We start from the raw sequence: 16,101 nt of genomic DNA on the forward strand, positions 1-16,101 counted from the left end.
CCGCGCCACCAGCGGAAGAACATCGAAGAAAACGGAGTCCCGATGCTGTCACCGAAGTCCGCCGAGACGGTACGTGCCACCCTCCCCGCCGTCGGAGCCGCCATCGGCGAGATCACCACGCTCTTCTACGACAAGCTCTTCACCGCTCACCCCGCGCTGCGCCGCGACCTGTTCAACCGCGGCAACCAGGCCGCCGGCACGCAGCCGCAGGCGCTCGCCGGCTCCATCGCCGCCTTCGCCACCCACCTGCTCGAAAACCCGGACGCCCGGCCCGACACGATGCTCGCGCGCATCGCCCACAAGCACGCCTCCCTCGGCGTGACCGAGGCCCAGTACCCGGTCGTGTACGAGCACCTCTTCGCGGCCATCGCCGAGGTGCTCGGCGAGGCCGTCACCGCGGAGGTCGCCGAGGCCTGGACCGAGGTGTACTGGCTGATGGCCAACGCCCTCATCGCCATCGAGCGCCGCCTGTACGCCGAGGCGGGCACCGCGGCCGGCGAGGTGTGGCGCACCTACCGCGTCGAGAGCCGCCACCAGGAGACCGACACCGTCACCACCTTCGTCGTACGGCCCGCGGACGGCGGCGAGGTCCCGGCGTTCCGGCCCGGCCAGTACGTCTCCGTACAGGTGGAACTGGCCGACGGCGCGCGGCAGATCCGGCAGTACAGCCTCAGCGGGCAGCCGGACGGCGCGCTCCAGTTCTCCGTCAAGCGGGTGCTGGGCGAGGAGGCCGGCGGGTCCGCCGGCGCGGCGGTGGACGGCGAGGTCTCCAACCACCTGCACGACCACGTCCAGGCCGGTGACACCCTGACCGTCAGCGCCCCGTTCGGTGACGTGGTCCTCGACGAGGGCGAGGGCCCGCTGCTGCTCGCCTCGGCGGGCATCGGCTGCACCCCGATGATCGGGATGCTCGGGCACCTGGCGGCCACCGGCTCCACGCGCCGCGTCATCTCCGTGCACGCCGACCGCTCCCCGGCCACCCACGCCTTCCGCGCGGAACTCCAGCAGTTCACCGGCAAGCTGGCGAACGCCACCGCCGAGGTCTGGTACGAGCACCCCGGCGCGGACGCCGACTGGCCGGCCGACCGTACCGGCCGCGCCGACCTCAGCGGCCTGGAGATCCCCGCCGGCACCACCGCCTACCTGTGCGGCCCGGTCCCCTTCATGAAGGCGGTCCGCGCCCAGCTCCTGGAGGCCGGGGTCCGGGCGGCGGACATCCACTACGAGGTGTTCGGTCCCGACCTGGGGATCTGATCCCGGGGCCCGGGGGTCAGGGCGGCCCGGGGGCGGGCGCGGGACGCCGGCCCCCGGGCGCAGGGCCTGGCCCTCGGGCCGAGGACACCGGCCCCGGGCGATGGACGGGCGGAGGAGGGCGAACGGGCCGGGCCGCTCCCGTCTCCCCTGCCCCGCACGGACGCGCTCAGCCCCGCTCGGACGCCGTCGGCTGCGCCACGGCCGGGTCCGGCGCCCCCCACGGAGCCACGGCCGGGCCGTCCGCAGCCTGCCCGTCGTACGTGGACCGCGCCGCCGCCTTCTTCAGGGTGTCCAGGATCGCCAGCCCCTGCCCGACGATCCCGGTGGCGATCTCGCCGACGCCCTCCGCGCCGTTGAGCACGGTCAACTGCGCCCCGGACAGGCCCCGGGCGGCGGCTTCGGCCAGTGCGGGCAGGTTCTCCACGATGCGGTTGGCGGCGATCAGTTCCTGGTTGCCGTCCCGCAGCGAGGCCGCCCGTGCCGCGTTGGCGTCGGCCTGTGCCTGGGCGATCGTACGCTGCGCGTAGGCGTCGCCGTCCGCCGCGAATTTCGCCTGGTCACGGTGGGCCTCGGCCAAGGTGCGCTGCCGGTAGGCGTCGGCGTCGGCCGGGCGCCGCACCTCGGCCTCCAGGCGCTGTGCGGTCAGTGCCGCCTCGCGCCGGGCCAGCGCGGTCTGTTCCTCGATGACCTCCTGCGAGGCCCGGGCCAGCGCCAGCGGTCCGGCCTGCGCGGAACGGGCCCTGGCCTGTTCGGTCTCGGCCTCGAACCCGGCCCGTTTGATCGCGGTGTCCCGCTCGTACCTCGCCCGCAGGGCCGCGGCCTCCTGCTCCCGTTCGGCGGCTTCCTGGTCCGCCTTGGCGCGGGCGATGCGCGCCTGTCCGGCGACGGCGGCGACATGTGGCGCCGCGAGGTTGGTGATGTAGTCCGAGGGGTCGACGATCTCCTGGATCTGCAGGGCGTCCACGACGATGCCCAGCTTCTCCATCTCCGTGTGGCTGCCCTCCTTGACCTCCTGGGCGACCCGGTCCCGCTCCCGGATGATCTGTTCGACCGTCAGGCCGCCGATGATCGAGCGCAGATGGCCGGCGAAGATGCGCCCGACCAGCTCCTCCATGCGGTGCTGTTCGGACAGGAAGCGGCGGGCGGCGTTGGCGATGGACACCGGGTCGTCACCGACCTTGAAGACCGTCACCGCGCGTACGGTGAGCCGGATGCCCTGCTTGGTCACGCAGTCCTCGGCGATCTCCGCCTCCCGCAGGGCCAGGGACAGGACGCGGGCCTTCTGCTTGACCGGGAGGACGAAGCAGCCGTGCCCGGTGACGATGCGGAACTGGGTGTCGTGCTCCTGACGTTTGGAACCGGAGACGAGAACCGCCTCGTTGGGTGCGGGAACGTGCCAGAAAAACATGGGCGGACTCCTTGAACTCCTCGAACTCCTCGAATCTCTGAAGGGCTTCCGTCACGGCGGCCGTCACGACTGGGGGAAGGGGGCCACGACGACCGAACGGGCCGACAGGGATTCCACGACGATCACCCGGGCGTGCCGGGGCACCGGCTCCTCACACCAGGCCGCGAACGCCTCGGTTCCGCCGCGCACGGCCACCAGCACCTCGCCCGGCCCGTCGGGCGGGATGGATACGGTCACCCGCCCGATCGCCCCGACCGGGTCGTGTGCCGCGCTGTCCGGTCCGTCCATGCTGCCCGCTCCCCGCGGCGGCGCCCGGTTTCCCCCCGGCGCGCCGACGCCCCCGTATCCGTAGAGCCGCGCCATCGGCGATCGGTTCCATCTTCCGCCCATATCACGGCAGTTGAGCGTACGGAGCAGGGAAATCCCGATGTTACCGAGCCGTAACGCGCCGATGGGTTACCAACGGTAAGTGCAGACCTTTACTCTCCAGTCACTCCGGGCCGTCCGCCCCCTCGCGTCGCCACGGACACCGTGGTGACGCCGGACGGCTCGCTTCGAGATGTGGAGCAGCAGATGACGTCCATCCACCCCTCTGTGCGGGCCGCGGTCGGCGCGGCCTGCGCGGCCGTGCTCGCCGCCGGCTCCCTCAGCAGCGCCCCGGCCGCCACCGCGGCCTCCCCCGCGAAGACCCCGACGGCCCTCACGGCCCCGGCCACCGCGACCGTCGCCGGCGCCCCCGCCCTGCGCTTCGTCGACATCGAGGGCGACGGCGGCACCGTACTGAAAGCCAATGTCTTCACCCCGGCGACGCCGACGGGACCCGGCGCCACCCCTGATCGTGCTCCCCACGAGCTGGGCCATGCCGCAGGTCGAGTACCTGGCGCAGTCCGGGAAGCTCGCCGCCTCCGGATACGTGGTCATCGGCTACAACTCCCGCGGCTTCTGGCAGTCCGGCGGGCAGATCGAGACGGCCGGCCCGAAGGACGTCGCCGACGCCTCCAAGGTCATCGACTGGGCCCTGGCCCACACCCCGGCCGATCCGCGGAAGGTCGGCATGGGCGGGGTCTCCTACGGAGCGGGCATCAGCCTGCTGGCCTCCGCGTCCGACAAGCGGATCAAGGCCGTGGCGGCGCTGAGCGGCTGGGCCGACCTGGTCGGCTCGATCTACAGCGGCCGTACGCAGCACCGCCAGGCCGTCGAGCTGCTCAGTGGCGCCGGGTCCCTCACCGGCCGCCCCGGGCCCGAACTGACCACGGTCCTGAAGGACTTCCTCGGCTCCCGCCTCGACAAGGAACAGGACCTGATCGCGTGGGGACGCAAGCGCTCCCCCGTCACCTATCTGGACCGGATCAACGCCAACGGCCCCGCCGTCCTGCTCGGCAACGCCTGGGGCGACTCCCTCTTCCCGCCGAACCAGTACGCCGACTTCTACGAGAAGCTCACCGGCCCCAAGCGCCTGGAGTTCCGGCCCGGCGACCACGCCACGGCCGAGGTGACCGGCCTGTTCGGCCTGCCCAACGACACCTGGACCAACACCAGACGCTGGTTCGACCACTACCTCAAGGGGGAGCGCAACGGCATCGACCTCGAACCGCCCGTCCAGCTCAAGTCCCGCTCCACCGGCGCGTACGAGGGGTACAAGAGCTGGAAGGACGTACCCTCCGCGCACCGCCGGATCGAGCTGAACGGCAGCCGGCGGATCGGCAGCAACCTCGACTCGGGCGCCAACGGCGGGACGGTTCTCCTGTCCAATTTGCTGGACCAGTTCCTCAGGCTGCCGCCGATGGCCGCGATCCCGCTGCTGCCGCGCTCCCACGCCGCGGTGTGGCAGTCCGAGCGGTACGCCACCGCGCAGCACGTCCGGGGCACCACCAAGCTGCACACCACGCTCACCAGCACCGCCGAGAGCGGCACCTTCGTCGCCTACCTGTACGACGTCGGGCCACTGGGCGTGGGCAAGCTGGTCTCCCACGCGCCGCTGACCTTCCACGGCAAGACCCCGGGCCGCCCGTTCGGCGTGGACCTGGAGCTGTTCTCCACGGCGTACGACGTCCCGGCGGGCCACCGGCTCACGCTGGTCGTGGACACCGTCGACCCGCTCTACATCGAGCACAACCCGGACGGCGCCGAACTGACCTTCTCCTCCCCCGCGGACGACCCCTCGTGGGTGTCGGTTCCCGTACGGGACTGACGGACCGACGGACTGACGGGTTCACACGGCCGGCGGCCGGCGTCAGGGCTGCCGGCCGCCGGGCAGCAGCGTGCCCGGCTCGGCGGCGTGCACCTCGACCGCCTCGGTCTTGGGGTTGCGCCGCTGCCGCTTGGCGACCCAGTTGGCGAACCACGACAGCACGATGCACAGCCCGATGTAGATCGGGGAGATGACCATGACGACCGGGATGAACGGCAGGTCGTAGTCGAGGCTGGAGGCGATCAGCTTGCCCGCGTGCAGGAATTCCTCGTACGTGATCAGGTAGCCGAGCGAGGTGTCCTTCAGGGCGACCACGAGCTGGCTGATGATCGTCGGCAGCATGGCGCGTACCGCCTGCGGAACCAGGACGTGCGTCATGACCTGCGTCTTGCGCATGCCCAGCGCGTACGCCGCCTCCCGCTGCCCGCGCTCGACGGAGTTGACGCCCGTACGGAAGACCTCGGCGAGCACCGAGCCGTTGTAGAGCGTCAGCCCGGCGACCAGCGCGGTCAGCGGCTCGGCCTTGAGCGCCACGTAGATGAAGAAGATCATGACCAGGACGGGCATCGCGCGGAAGAACTCCACCAGCAGCGTGCACACCCAGCGCAGCGGCCGGTGCTCGGAGAGCCGGCCCGCGGCCAGCACCGCGCCCAGGACCAGCGAGAGCACCGCCGCGTACGCGAACGCCTTGAGGGTGTTGCCCAGGCCCTTGAGCAGCATCTCCTGGATGCCCTGGTAGATGAAGGGCGTCCATTTGCGGGCGGTGAACTGGCCGGTGTCGAACAGCAGATGGACGATCCAGGCGGCCAGCGCCAGCAGGACGGCGGTCGCGGCCAGGCCGTACAGGCGGTGCCGCCGCCGGGTCCTGGGCCCTGGCACGTCGTACAGGGCGGTGGAACCGGTCATCGGGTCACTCCCCAGCGCTGTTCCAGCACGTTGAACAGCGCGCTGATGGTCAGGGTCACGATCAGGTAGCCGACGGCGATCCAGATGAAGGACCAGATGATGCTGTAGCCCATCTCGTTGAGCGATTTGTAGGTGCCCAGCAGCTCCACGACGCTGAAGGAGCCGGCGATCGCGGAGTTCTTGGCGAGTGCGATGAGCGTGGAGCCGACGGGCGGGATGACGGAGCGGAACGCCTGCGGCAGCACCACCGAGCCCAGCGTCCGGGAGAAGGTCATGCCCAGGCTGCGGGCCGCCTCGCCCTGGCCGACGGGCACGGTGTTGATGCCCGAGCGCACCGCCTCGCAGATGAAGGCGGAGGTGTAGCAGCCCAGCGCCAGGACCGCGAAGACCTTGAAGGGCAGCACCAGACCGAAGCGCGGCAGGCCCAGCAGCACCGCGAAGAACAGCAGGGTCAGGGGCGTGTTGCGCAGCACCGTCACCCATACGGTGCCGAACAGCCGTAGCGCGCCCACGGGTGCGACGCGGAAGGCGGCCATCAGGATGCCCAGGGCCAGGGCGAGCAGCGAGGCGAAGACGGTCAGTTCGACGGTGCCCAGCAGCCCCCTGCCGTAGAGGGAGAAGTTGTCGAGGAGGACGTTCATCAGGATTGCTGGCTCCTCAGCTCGCCGGGTAGCGGTCGATCGCGGGCGGCTGCGGGGCGGGCACGCCGGAGCGGCCCAGGGTCGCCTCGTACGCGGCCTTCCAGTCGCCGTTCTTCTCGTGGGCGGCGAGCGCGTCGTCCAGCGCCAGACGCAGCGCGCTGTCGCCGCGCGGCACGCCGATGCCGTACGGCTCCTTGGAGAAGGGCTTGCCGACCAACTTCAGCTCGTCGGGCACCTTGGCGGCGTAGCCCATCAAGATGGCGTCGTCGGTGGTGACGGCGTCGACCTGATAGGTGAGCAGGTTGTCCACGCACACCGAGTACGTGTCGTAGGCGACCAGGTTGGCCCTGGGGTAGTCGGCGCTGATCCGCTGGGCGGGGGTGGAGCCGGCCGCCGAGCAGACCCGCTTGCCGTCCAGGTCGCCCGGCCCTTTGATGGCCTTCTCGTCCTTGCGTACGAGCAGCCCCTGGCCGGCCTGGTAGTACGGCCCGGCGAAGCCGACCTGGAGCTTGCGCTTGTCGTTGATGGTGTAGGTGCCCACGTAGTAGTCGATCTGGCCGTTCTGCAGGGCCGTCTCGCGGTTGGCGGAGGCGATGGTGCGAAAGCGCACGGAGCGCGGGTCGAAGCCGAGGGAGGCCGCCGTCATCCGGGCGATCTCGATGTCGAAGCCGGAGTAGTTCCCGGAGGCCGGGTCCTTCTCGCCCATGTAGGGCTGGTCCTCCTTGGCGCCTACGACGAGGTGGCCGCGGCGGTGTGCCGCCTGCCAGGTCCCCGAGCCGGGCAGGCTGACGTCCTTGGCCACCCGGTAGGCGGGCAGCTTGCTGCCCTGGGGGCCCTTGACCGGCGGGCTGCCGGCCCGGCCGCAGCCGCCGCCGGCCAGGGCGAGCACGGTGAGCGCCAGCGCCCCGAGGGCCCGGCGCAGACGCTGGTGGTGAGAGTGCGGCATGACGGCGCCCCCGTTCAGTGCTTGAGGATCTTGGAGAGGAAGTCCTTGGCGCGCTCGCTCTCGGGCGCGGTGAAGAACTCCTCGGGGGTGCGGTCCTCGATGATGCGGCCGTCGGCCATGAACACCACGCGGTTGGCGGCGGAGCGGGCGAAACCCATCTCGTGGGTGACCACCACCATCGTCATGCCCTCCTGCGCCAGCCGCTGCATGACGTCCAGGACCTCGTTGATCATCTCGGGGTCGAGGGCCGAGGTCGGCTCGTCGAACAGCAGCGCCTGGGGATCCATGGCCAGCGCCCGGGCGATGGCGACGCGCTGCTGCTGGCCGCCGGAGAGCTGGGCGGGGTACTTCTCGGCGTGTGCGGCCAGCCCCACCCGGTCCAGGAGTTCCCGGGCCCGGCGCTCGGCGTCCTCCTTCTTGTGCCCGCGGACCTTCACCGGGGCGAGCATCACATTGGCCAGCACGGTCTTGTGCGCGAAGAGGTTGAAGGACTGGAACACCATCCCGACCTCGGCCCGCAGCCGGGCCAGCTCACGGCCTTCTTCGGGGAGCGGGCGCCCGTCGAGCAGGATGGTGCCGGACTCGATGGTCTCCAGGCGGTTGACGGTCCGGCACAGGGTCGACTTGCCCGATCCCGAGGGGCCGATGACCACGACCACCTCCCCGCGGCCGACGGTGAGATCGATGTCCTTCAGGACATGCAATGCTCCGTAGTGCTTGTTGACCCCGCGCAGCTCGATCAGCGCCTCACCGGCCATATGCAGCCCTGCTCACTCTCATCCGTACAGCGGAGAGACCGCAAGCTACCGGTACGAAACCGGCAGTTCACAACTGACACGCACATAAGCCTGGAAGTCGCAGCAGGCCGCCCCATATGGTCGCCGTACGCTTCTCCTCCTCGTCGCTGCCTCGTCGCTGTGCGCCATGCTCATCCCGTCGCCCTAGGTACACAGAGCGTTCCTGCGTACCTAGCCTTTCGGTCATGGGTGACAACAGACCTGTCTTCCAGCGCATCGCCGACGACCTGCGGCGTCAGATCGACGAGGGGGTGCTCGCCGTCGGCGCGCGCATCCCCTCCCGCACCGAGCTCAAACGGGCCTACGAGGCCAGCGACCAGACCGTGGACCGGGCGGTACGGGTCCTCAAGGCCGCCGGGTACGCGGAAGGCCAGTTCGGGCGGGGCGTCTTCGTCACGGACCGGGCACCGATAGGAACGCTGCTGCGCTCCACGGGAGCCGTGGACTCACCCTTCGCCGCCCGGATCGCGCTGGAGGGCTCACCGGACGGCACGCCCCTGACGTGGGAGGCGTCCTCCACGACGGACTCGGCGACGGAACGGGTGGCCCGCCGGCTGTCCATCGTCCCCGGCACGAGCGTGGTGTGCTCGGTCTACGAGTACCTGGCCAACCGTCAGCCCGTGCAGCTCGCCACGAGCTGGGAGCCGCTGGCGATCACGGAGGGCACGGACGTCGTCTACCCCGAATGCGGTCCCTACGCCCGGCGGGGGGTGCGGGGCCGGATGGCCGCCATCGGCATCAGGGTGGTGCGGGCCGAGGAGCGGGTGGGATCGCGGCCCGCGTCCAGCTCCGAGGCGGAGACGCTGGGCTGTTCGCCGGGACAGTGCGTCACGGTCGTCGAGCGGACGCACTTCGACGCGGACGGGCGGGCCGTGGAGACCTCGGACATCGTCGTCCGGGCGGACCGCTGGCGGCTCGCGTACGACATCGCGTTCGTATAGGTCCGCCTGTCGTCCATATGGGCGCGCACAGGGGCGTACGCACAGACGTTCGCGGACGTCTGTGCGCGGGTGCGGGCAGCGGCCCGGTCAGCTCTCGGCCACCTCCGCGTACACGTGGGAGAGCTCGGGCGCGCCGTCGTCGGCCCATTCGTGGCCCGCCCGTACCACGTCGACCTCGCGGCCGGACTCCAGCCGTACGACGGGCAGTCCGTCCGGCCACACCTGCCAGACGGCGCCCCGGACCGTCCGTACGAGCACCGTGCCGAGGTAGAGGCCCGCGTCGTTGCCGAGCCAGGGCAGCACCTCGGGGTCGTCCCGCCAGACCGGCTGGAGCTGGTCCAGCGCCTCCAACGACCGTGGTGTGTCGTCCAGTTCCACTCCGGCCTCCGCCGCCTGGGCGCGCAGCAGCTCGCACTCGGACAGCAGCTCGGTCACGCTTCCGGGGTCCTCGCCGGAGCCGGAACCCGAGCCGGGGCCCGTGCCGGGGCCCGCGCCGGACGCCCCACTGCCCGGCCCGCCCTCCGGCCCGGCGGCCGGGCCGGCGAACGGGAGCGGGTGGTCCGGGTCCGCCCGCCTGCGCCACTTGTCCAGGAAAGACAGGTTCATGGGGCGTAGCGTCCCACCCGCGCCGGGCGTCGGCCACCGGCGTGCGGCACGGCACCGGTCCGATTGTCGTCTTGACGCCCATCTCGTGTCTCCCTACCTTCATGGCGATTCCGCCGGACCTGCCTCATCATTCGTCCCGTTCGCACCATCCGGCCCCTACGATCGACCCGATCGAGCCCGACCCGATTCCGATTCGACCCGATCCGATTCGATTCGACCTGACGCGATCCCACTCGATCAGATTCCACTCGATCAGTTCCGACCTGCTCAGATCCGACCGATCCATCCGGTATGCCGCGTCAGGCCCGTCACGACCGGGCCTGTTCGACCGGCCGGTCCGTACGGCCCGCCGGGACCAGCGGATCGCCGGGACCACCGGATCGCCGCCCGCCCGCCGCCCGTCGGCGCCACTGGAGGGAAGGACCGATGCGCGTACGACTGTGGGGCACGGCCCTCGTGCTCGCGCTGAGCGGGACGGTGTCGCCCGCCGCCGCCGCACCGCCGCGCCCGGACACACCGGCACCCCTGGAAGAACTCTTCGACAACACGGCGATCAGCGAGGACACCGATCCGGGCGACGCCGACTTCGACGGCGCCGGCCGCTCACTGTCCGCCCAGGACCTGCGCGCGGCGGGCTGGACGCCCGGCCGGCTGCTGGCGATCGACTCGGCGCGGCTGACCTGGCCGCGCTCGGAGCCGGGTGAGCCGGACAACGTACGGGCGGACGGACAGGCCGTACGGGTGCGGGGGCAGGGCGGCGCGCTCTCCTTGCTGGTGGCCGCCACGGCGCCCGGGCCCGGCGGGACGGTGACCGGGACGGGCACCGTGCGCTACCGGGACGGCTCGCGCAGCACGTACGAACTGAGCGCGCCGGACTGGCGGACCGGTCCGCTGAGCACCAAGGCCGTGGCGCTGCCGCACCTGAACTCCCCCGAGGGGCAGCAGGCCGGGCCGGCCCGGCTGTACGCGGTGAGCGTGCCGCTGCGGCCCGGCCGCGAGGTGTCCTCGGTCGTGCTGCCCCAGGACCCGGGGCCGGCGGGCGACCTGCACGTGTTCGCGGTGGGGGTGCGCGACGCGGGGCGCGGCTGGACCGCGAGCTGGGCGGCGAGCACCGGCGGCTATCCGGCCGTCGGGCCGTGGACGGACCGCACGCTGCGGCTGGTGGTGCACGCCGGCGCGGGCGGGCCACGGGCCCGGATCCGGCTGGCGAACACCTTCGCCGCGGCGCCGGTGACGATCGGGGCGGCGAGCGTGGCAGTGCAGGGGCAGGGGGCGCAGGCGGCCGGCCGGCCCGTACCGCTGACCTTCCAGGGCCGCAGATCGGCCCGGATTCCGGCCGGGGCCCAGGTGTTCGGCGACCCGGTGGACTTCGCCGTGCCCGCGGGTGCCAACCTGCTGGTGAGCATCCATCTGCCGGGGACGGTGACGGCGGCGCCGGTGCACCAGATGGCGACACAGCGCTCGTACCTGAGCGCGCCCGGCAGCGGGGACCGCACCGGGGACGGGGGCGGGGCGGCGTTCACGGGAACGCTGGAGACCTGGCCGTTCCTGACGGGCGTGGACGTGCGGGGCGGGCCGGGAACCGTCGTCACGCTCGGGGACTCGATCACCGACGGGGCGAGGTCGACGGCCGGCGCGAACCGGCGCTGGCCGGACGTCCTCGCCGAGCGCCTGCGCGCACAGGACACGCTGCCGCGGTACGGGGTCGCCAACCACGGCATCGGCGCCAACCGGGTCGTCACCGACCGCTACCAGGGGGACGGGGTGAGCAAGGAGACCGGCGGGGTGAGCGCCCTGCACCGGCTGGACCGGGACGTGCTGGCCCAGCCCGGGGTCCGTACGGTGATCGTCTTCGAAGGCGTCAACGACCTCCTCGGGCGGGCCGCGGCGCCGGAGGTGACGGCGGGGCTGCGGGCCATCGCGCGGCGCGCCCACGAGCGGGGGCTGCGGGTGCTGGCCGCCACCGTCGCGCCCTGCGAGGGCTTCGTCTCCTGCACCCCGGCGGTGGAGGCGCAGCGGTCGGCCGTCAACACGTTCGTGCGCAACAACGTCCGTACGGGGGACTGCGGGGCGTTCGACGCGGTGCTGGACTTCGATGCGGTGGTGCGCGATCCGCGGCGGCCCCAGCGGATCGCGCCGACGTACGACAGCGGCGACCATCTGCACCCCGGCGACGCGGGCCTGCGGGCGCTGGCCGAGTCGGTCGACCTGCGGCTGCTGGTGCCCTGAGCGCGGGCCGGGGTGGAGCGGCCGGGGGCGGGACTCCTGACGTACGAACCAACCGGGAGCCCGCCCGGCCCGTCCGCACCGCCGCCATCCGGCTCGGCTCGCCCGCACCGCCGCCTCCGGCCCGGCTCGTCCCGGCCCGTCCCGGGCTCAGACGTTCAGGTCCACGACCACCGGCGCGTGGTCCGAGGCGCCCTTGCCCTTGCGCTCCTCCCGGTCGACATAGGCGTCCGAGACCGCCTTGGCGAACGGCTCGTTGCCGTAGACCAGGTCGATGCGCATGCCCTTGTTCTTGGGGAAGCAGAGCTGGCGGTAGTCCCAGTAGGTGTACGGGCGGTCGTACTTCAGGGGGCGCGGCACGATGTCCGACAGACCCGCCGCGCGCAGCTCGGTCAGAGCCGCGCGCTCGGCGGGGTGACATGCGTCGCCCCCTCGAACGCCGAGAGGTCCCATACGTCCTCGTCCGTCGGCGCGATGTTGAAGTCGCCCAGGACCGCGAAGGGGCGCCCGCCCGCCGCGTCCCCGGCGACCGCCGCCTTCAGCGCCTCCAGCCAGTGCAGCTTGTACGCGTAGTGGGCGTGGTCCACCTCGCGGCCGTTGGGCACGTACACCGACCAGACGCGGGCCGCGCCGCAGGTCGCCGCGACGGCGCGGGGCTCCTGCGCGCCGTCGTACTCCGGGCCCGCGGGCAGGCCGGTGACCACGTCCTCCAGCCCCACCCTGGAGAGCACCGCGACGCCGTTCCAGCGGCCGGTGCCGTTGACCGCGGCCTCGTACCCCAGCTCCCGCAGTTGCTCGTAGGGGAACTGCTCGGCCGAGCACTTGAGCTCCTGGAGGCACAGCACGTCCGTGCCGGTGCTCTCCAGCCAGGCCAGCAGCCTCGGAAGACGGGCGGTGATCGAATTGACGTTCCAGGTCGCGATGCGCATGTCCGTAAACCTACAGCGGGGGTACGACAGCGGGCCGCCCACAGGCCCGCGGCCGTACGCTCACGCCCCCGGCCCGGCTTTCACCTCAGCCCGGTGTGCTCGCCGGGTGCGAGGCGGCCGTGGTCGGTGCCGCCCAGCTTGTCGATCATGGAGTCGTACACCGGGCGGGCGTGGTCCTGCAGCAGGCTGTCGTGGATGTCCACGGCCCGGCGCGGCTTGACCTCCCGCAGGTAGTCGATGATCTCGGCGACCTTGTTCCACGGCGCGTGGACGGGCAGCAGAAGAGTGTCCACCGAGCGGCCCTCCGGGACGGTCAGCGCGTCGCCGGGGTGGAAGACGGAGCCGTCCAGGAGGAAGCCGACGTTGGTGATGCGCGGGATGTCCGGGTGGATGACCGCGTGGAACTGGCCGTGCACCTCCACCTCGAAGCCGGCGGCGGTGAAGGTGTCGCCCTCGCCGACGGTGTGCACCCGGCCGGGGAAGGCCGCCGAGATCTGCTCGGCGACGGCGGCCAGGGTCCAGATCTCGGCCGCCGGATTGGCCTCCATGGCCGTGCGCAGCCGGCCCTCGTCGAAGTGGTCCATGTGCTCGTGGGTGACCAGCACGGCGTCCGCGCCGGCCGCCGCGTCCCGCTCGCTGAAGACGCCGGGATCGATGACGAGCACCCGCCCGTCCTTCTCCAGCCGGACGCAGGCGTGGGTCTTCTTCGTGAGTTCCATACCTGCCATCCTGCCGCGTCACGGGCGTCGCGGCAGGCCCTGAACCAGGTGCGCCCGCCACCTGCCTGCGGCACGGCACCCCGGCTCCGGGACGGCCCGCACGGTTCCCGTCACTGACGGGCCGTTACGGCACGGCGGACACCCTGCGGCCTCACGGCAGTGGTCCGAGCCCGTACTGCCGAGCGCGTGCTGCCGGGCACGTCGGCCGGTGCGGTGGCCGGGAGCGGAGGGTCATCAGGGGTCCGTCAAGGGGGACGGGGAAGTCTTGCGGCCCGGGGCGGCACGGCATTCGATGGGATCGTGAACAGCGCCTGGCTTCTGCTCGACCGTCCGCCTCATCAGGCGGTGCCGTGTCGTGCGCCGCGCTGCCCGGAGAGATCCGCCTCCCGCTGATCTCTTTCCCGCACCCGCACGGGGCGCCGTGACCTGATCCGGCGCCCCGTGCGCGTTCTGCCACCCGTACGCCACCGCCCCCCGGGGCCGGCTCGGCGTGCCCACCCACTTTCCCGACCGGAAGGGACCATGTCCGTCTTCGACCTTTCCTCCCGTACTGTCCTGGTGACCGGCGCCACCTCCGGCATCGGCCTGGAGACCGCCCGGCAGCTCGCCGAGCGCGGCGCCACCGTCCTCCTCCACGGCCGCACCCCCCATGACGCCCAGGCCGCCGCCGACAAGCTGATCGCCACGGCGGGCCTCGACGCGGCCCGTCTGCACCCCTACGGTGCGGACTTCGCCCGTCTGGAAGAGGTCGAGGCCCTGGCCCGGCGGGTGGTGGCCGAGCACCCGCACCTCGATGTCCTGGTCAACAACGCCGCCACCGCCGCCCCGAACGGCACACCCTGACCGACGACGGCAACGAGGTCGCCTTCCAGGTCAACTTCCTCGCCCACTACCTGCTGACCTGCCTGCTGGAGCCCGCGCTGACCACCGACCCCGGCGGCCGGGTCGTCAATGTGTCCTCATCGCTGCACCGCACCGCCTCCATCCAGTGGAGCGACCCCCACCGCACCCGCCGTTACTCCCGGCTCGCCGCCTACGCCCAGTCCCAGCTCGCCCTGACCGTCTTCGCCGCGGACCCCCGGGTGACCGCGGTCTCCGTCCACCCCGGCATCTGCACCACCGACCTGCTGCCCCTGTACGCCCTGGACGGCGCCCCGGCAGCCGACGGCGCCGCCCATGTCGTACGGCTCTGCGACCCGGCGGTCGAGATCGTCAACGGCGCCTACTACGACCGTGACCAGCGCGTCGACCCCGCCCCCGCGGCCACCGAGGACCGCACCGTCAGGCGCCTGAGCAAGCTCGCGGACCAGCTCGTCGGCCAGCACCGCTGAACCGCACCACCACCGGGCAGTTCCCTCCTCTTGGGACACCACTGTCCCAGGCACCACACAACGCCTCCCCACAACGAAAGGCCGGCTCCGCCATGTCCAAACGCGCCCGCAAGAAGAAGACCCGCCGCAAGAAGAAGGCCAACCACGGCAGCAAGGCCGGCCAGGGCTGAACGGCCGGGTGGGGCGGTGCCCGCACCGCCCCACCCGGCCCGCCCCACGAACGGCCCGTTCCCCGCACGGCCCGCCCCACGAACGTCACCAGGAGTCATCGTGATCGAGCTCTCCCGCGATCAAGCCGCCGCCGTCTCCCACTGGTTCGCCGCCGGACCGCCCGGCACGGCAGCACTGGCCGAACACGCACTGGCCCAAAAGGGAGCCGGCCGCTGGTGGGCCGACCGTCCCCTCGCCCCCCGAGCCGTCGCCGTGGCCTGCGCGGGCCACGTACTGCTGCGCGGCGAACCCACCGCCCTGGCCCCGCTCGCGCTCGCCCCCTTCGCCGAGCACCACATCCAGGCCCCGGCCCGCTTCCTGCCCCTGCTCGGCCACGCGTTCGACCTCCTCCTGCCGTGGGAACGCATGGTGTACGTCCACCGCGTCCCCGCGCCGCACCCGCACGTGCCCCGCGGGGTGACGGTGCGCCGGCTGACGCCGAAGGACGCGCCCGCGCTCGCCGCACTGGGACCCGAGTCGGCCTGGGTCCACGCCAGTTGGGGCGGCCCGGACCACCTCGCCGCCTCCGGACACGCCTGGGCGGCGTTCGCCAGGGACCGCATCCTCGCCATGGCCTGCACGTACTTCCGCGGCAGCACTCACGAGGACATCACCTGCCTCACCGTCCCCGAACACCGCCGACAGCACCTCGCACTGGCCTGCGTCACCGCCCTGTGCCAGGACATCGCCGCCCGCGGCCACACCCCGAGCTGGACCTGCTCACGCGACAACCGCCCCAGCCGCCTCCTCGCCTGGACCGCCGGCTTCCGTCTGGAGCACGAGTACGTCCACCACCTCACCGGCCGGCCCGCACGCCGCGTCACAGGACTCGCCGCCTGACACCGTCATCGTGTGCTCCGGCGCCCTGCCGCGCCCATGGCGCACCGGCCACCGTTGACAGGACGCCAGCCGCCGGGAGTGTCCTCGGGGGTCAGGGTGCCGCCCATCGCCTCGGTCAGCCCCCGGGAGAGGGCCAGGCCGAGCCCGAGGCCGGTG

The 16,101-nt window shown here is 72.3% G+C and carries 12 protein-coding genes and 3 pseudogenes; 6 read left to right on the top strand and 9 right to left on the bottom strand.

Features of this window, described 5'->3' with window-relative positions:
- Nucleotides 1-42 precede the first annotated feature (42 nt).
- Complete coding sequence (locus KGS77_RS06450) at nucleotides 43-1,254, top strand: globin domain-containing protein (RefSeq protein WP_242579349.1); 1,212 nt, start codon at nucleotides 43-45, stop codon at nucleotides 1,252-1,254.
- A 166-nt stretch (nucleotides 1,255-1,420) separates the two neighbouring features.
- On the opposite strand, the gene KGS77_RS06455 is transcribed toward KGS77_RS06450, so the two are convergent.
- Both KGS77_RS06455 and KGS77_RS06460 read right to left on the bottom strand, forming a co-directional pair.
- On the bottom strand, nucleotides 1,421-2,662 hold the full coding sequence (locus KGS77_RS06455; protein ID WP_242579350.1) for a flotillin: 1,242 nt from the start codon (nucleotides 2,660-2,662) through the stop codon (nucleotides 1,421-1,423).
- A gap of 63 nt (nucleotides 2,663-2,725) precedes the next feature.
- Nucleotides 2,726-2,950 carry a hypothetical protein gene (locus KGS77_RS06460; RefSeq protein ID WP_242579353.1) on the bottom strand — a complete coding sequence of 75 codons (225 nt, stop codon included), beginning with the start codon at nucleotides 2,948-2,950 and terminating at the stop codon, nucleotides 2,726-2,728.
- Between the two features lie 285 nt (nucleotides 2,951-3,235).
- Here KGS77_RS06460 and KGS77_RS06465 point away from each other — a divergent pair.
- A pseudogene (locus KGS77_RS06465) lies at nucleotides 3,236-4,853 on the top strand (alpha/beta fold hydrolase).
- A 42-nt stretch (nucleotides 4,854-4,895) separates the two neighbouring features.
- Here the strand turns inward: KGS77_RS06465 and KGS77_RS06470 are convergent.
- The 4 genes from KGS77_RS06470 to KGS77_RS06485 are packed head-to-tail and all read right to left on the bottom strand — an operon-like array spanning nucleotide 4,896 to nucleotide 8,104.
- Complete coding sequence (locus tag KGS77_RS06470) at nucleotides 4,896-5,759, bottom strand: amino acid ABC transporter permease (RefSeq protein ID WP_242579355.1); 864 nt, start codon at nucleotides 5,757-5,759, stop codon at nucleotides 4,896-4,898.
- Complete coding sequence (locus tag KGS77_RS06475; RefSeq protein WP_242579357.1) at nucleotides 5,756-6,400, bottom strand: amino acid ABC transporter permease; 645 nt, start codon at nucleotides 6,398-6,400, stop codon at nucleotides 5,756-5,758. Before KGS77_RS06475 ends, KGS77_RS06470 begins: the two co-directional genes overlap by 4 nt.
- 16 nt (nucleotides 6,401-6,416) lie before the next feature.
- Complete coding sequence (locus KGS77_RS06480) at nucleotides 6,417-7,346, bottom strand: glutamate ABC transporter substrate-binding protein (protein ID WP_242579360.1); 930 nt, start codon at nucleotides 7,344-7,346, stop codon at nucleotides 6,417-6,419.
- Between the two features lie 14 nt (nucleotides 7,347-7,360).
- Nucleotides 7,361-8,104, bottom strand: coding sequence for an amino acid ABC transporter ATP-binding protein (locus KGS77_RS06485; RefSeq protein WP_277994194.1), 744 nt, complete (start codon nucleotides 8,102-8,104; stop codon nucleotides 7,361-7,363).
- Between the two features lie 224 nt (nucleotides 8,105-8,328).
- Between KGS77_RS06485 and KGS77_RS06490 the strand changes: the two genes are divergently transcribed.
- Entirely contained in the window at nucleotides 8,329-9,084 is a 756-nt protein-coding gene (locus KGS77_RS06490) for a GntR family transcriptional regulator (protein ID WP_242579362.1), read from the top strand.
- 87 nt (nucleotides 9,085-9,171) lie between these two features.
- Here the strand turns inward: KGS77_RS06490 and KGS77_RS06495 are convergent, their stop codons facing one another.
- Complete coding sequence (locus KGS77_RS06495; RefSeq protein WP_242579365.1) at nucleotides 9,172-9,690, bottom strand: DUF6278 family protein; 519 nt, start codon at nucleotides 9,688-9,690, stop codon at nucleotides 9,172-9,174.
- Nucleotides 9,691-10,116: 426 nt separating this feature from the next.
- Between KGS77_RS06495 and KGS77_RS06500 the strand changes: the two genes are divergently transcribed.
- Nucleotides 10,117-11,919: an SGNH/GDSL hydrolase family protein gene (locus KGS77_RS06500; protein ID WP_242579367.1), complete on the top strand. Its 1,803-nt coding sequence runs from the start codon at nucleotides 10,117-10,119 to the stop codon at nucleotides 11,917-11,919.
- A gap of 147 nt (nucleotides 11,920-12,066) precedes the next feature.
- Here KGS77_RS06500 and KGS77_RS06505 read toward each other — a convergent pair.
- A pseudogene (locus KGS77_RS06505) lies at nucleotides 12,067-12,845 on the bottom strand (exodeoxyribonuclease III).
- Nucleotides 12,846-12,925: 80 nt separating this feature from the next.
- Complete coding sequence (locus tag KGS77_RS06510) at nucleotides 12,926-13,564, bottom strand: MBL fold metallo-hydrolase (protein ID WP_242579369.1); 639 nt, start codon at nucleotides 13,562-13,564, stop codon at nucleotides 12,926-12,928.
- Nucleotides 13,565-14,086: 522 nt separating this feature from the next.
- Between KGS77_RS06510 and KGS77_RS06515 the strand changes: the two are divergent.
- Nucleotides 14,087-14,895, top strand: a pseudogene (locus KGS77_RS06515) (SDR family NAD(P)-dependent oxidoreductase).
- A gap of 270 nt (nucleotides 14,896-15,165) precedes the next feature.
- A complete protein-coding gene (locus KGS77_RS06520) occupies nucleotides 15,166-15,945 on the top strand; it encodes a GNAT family N-acetyltransferase (protein WP_242579370.1) in 780 nt (259 codons plus the stop codon).
- The last annotated feature ends 156 nt before the right edge of the window (nucleotides 15,946-16,101 follow it).

This window comes from Streptomyces sp. MST-110588, from assembly GCF_022695595.1.
Taxonomy (GTDB): Bacteria; Actinomycetota; Actinomycetes; order Streptomycetales; family Streptomycetaceae; genus Streptomyces.

Coding starts and splice junctions, on each gene's coding strand:
- KGS77_RS06490 (WP_242579362.1), top strand. CDS start 8,329: ATGGGTGACAACAGACCTGTCTTCCAGCGCATCGCCGACGACCTGCGG.
- KGS77_RS06470 (WP_242579355.1), bottom strand. CDS start 5,759: ATGACCGGTTCCACCGCCCTGTACGACGTGCCAGGGCCCAGGACCCGG.
- KGS77_RS06500 (WP_242579367.1), top strand. CDS start 10,117: ATGCGCGTACGACTGTGGGGCACGGCCCTCGTGCTCGCGCTGAGCGGG.
- KGS77_RS06510 (WP_242579369.1), bottom strand. CDS start 13,564: ATGGAACTCACGAAGAAGACCCACGCCTGCGTCCGGCTGGAGAAGGAC.
- KGS77_RS06450 (WP_242579349.1), top strand. CDS start 43: ATGCTGTCACCGAAGTCCGCCGAGACGGTACGTGCCACCCTCCCCGCC.
- KGS77_RS06495 (WP_242579365.1), bottom strand. CDS start 9,690: ATGAACCTGTCTTTCCTGGACAAGTGGCGCAGGCGGGCGGACCCGGAC.
- KGS77_RS06475 (WP_242579357.1), bottom strand. CDS start 6,400: ATGAACGTCCTCCTCGACAACTTCTCCCTCTACGGCAGGGGGCTGCTG.
- KGS77_RS06480 (WP_242579360.1), bottom strand. CDS start 7,346: ATGCCGCACTCTCACCACCAGCGTCTGCGCCGGGCCCTCGGGGCGCTG.
- KGS77_RS06485 (WP_277994194.1), bottom strand. CDS start 8,104: ATGGCCGGTGAGGCGCTGATCGAGCTGCGCGGGGTCAACAAGCACTAC.
- KGS77_RS06455 (WP_242579350.1), bottom strand. CDS start 2,662: ATGTTTTTCTGGCACGTTCCCGCACCCAACGAGGCGGTTCTCGTCTCC.
- KGS77_RS06460 (WP_242579353.1), bottom strand. CDS start 2,950: ATGGACGGACCGGACAGCGCGGCACACGACCCGGTCGGGGCGATCGGG.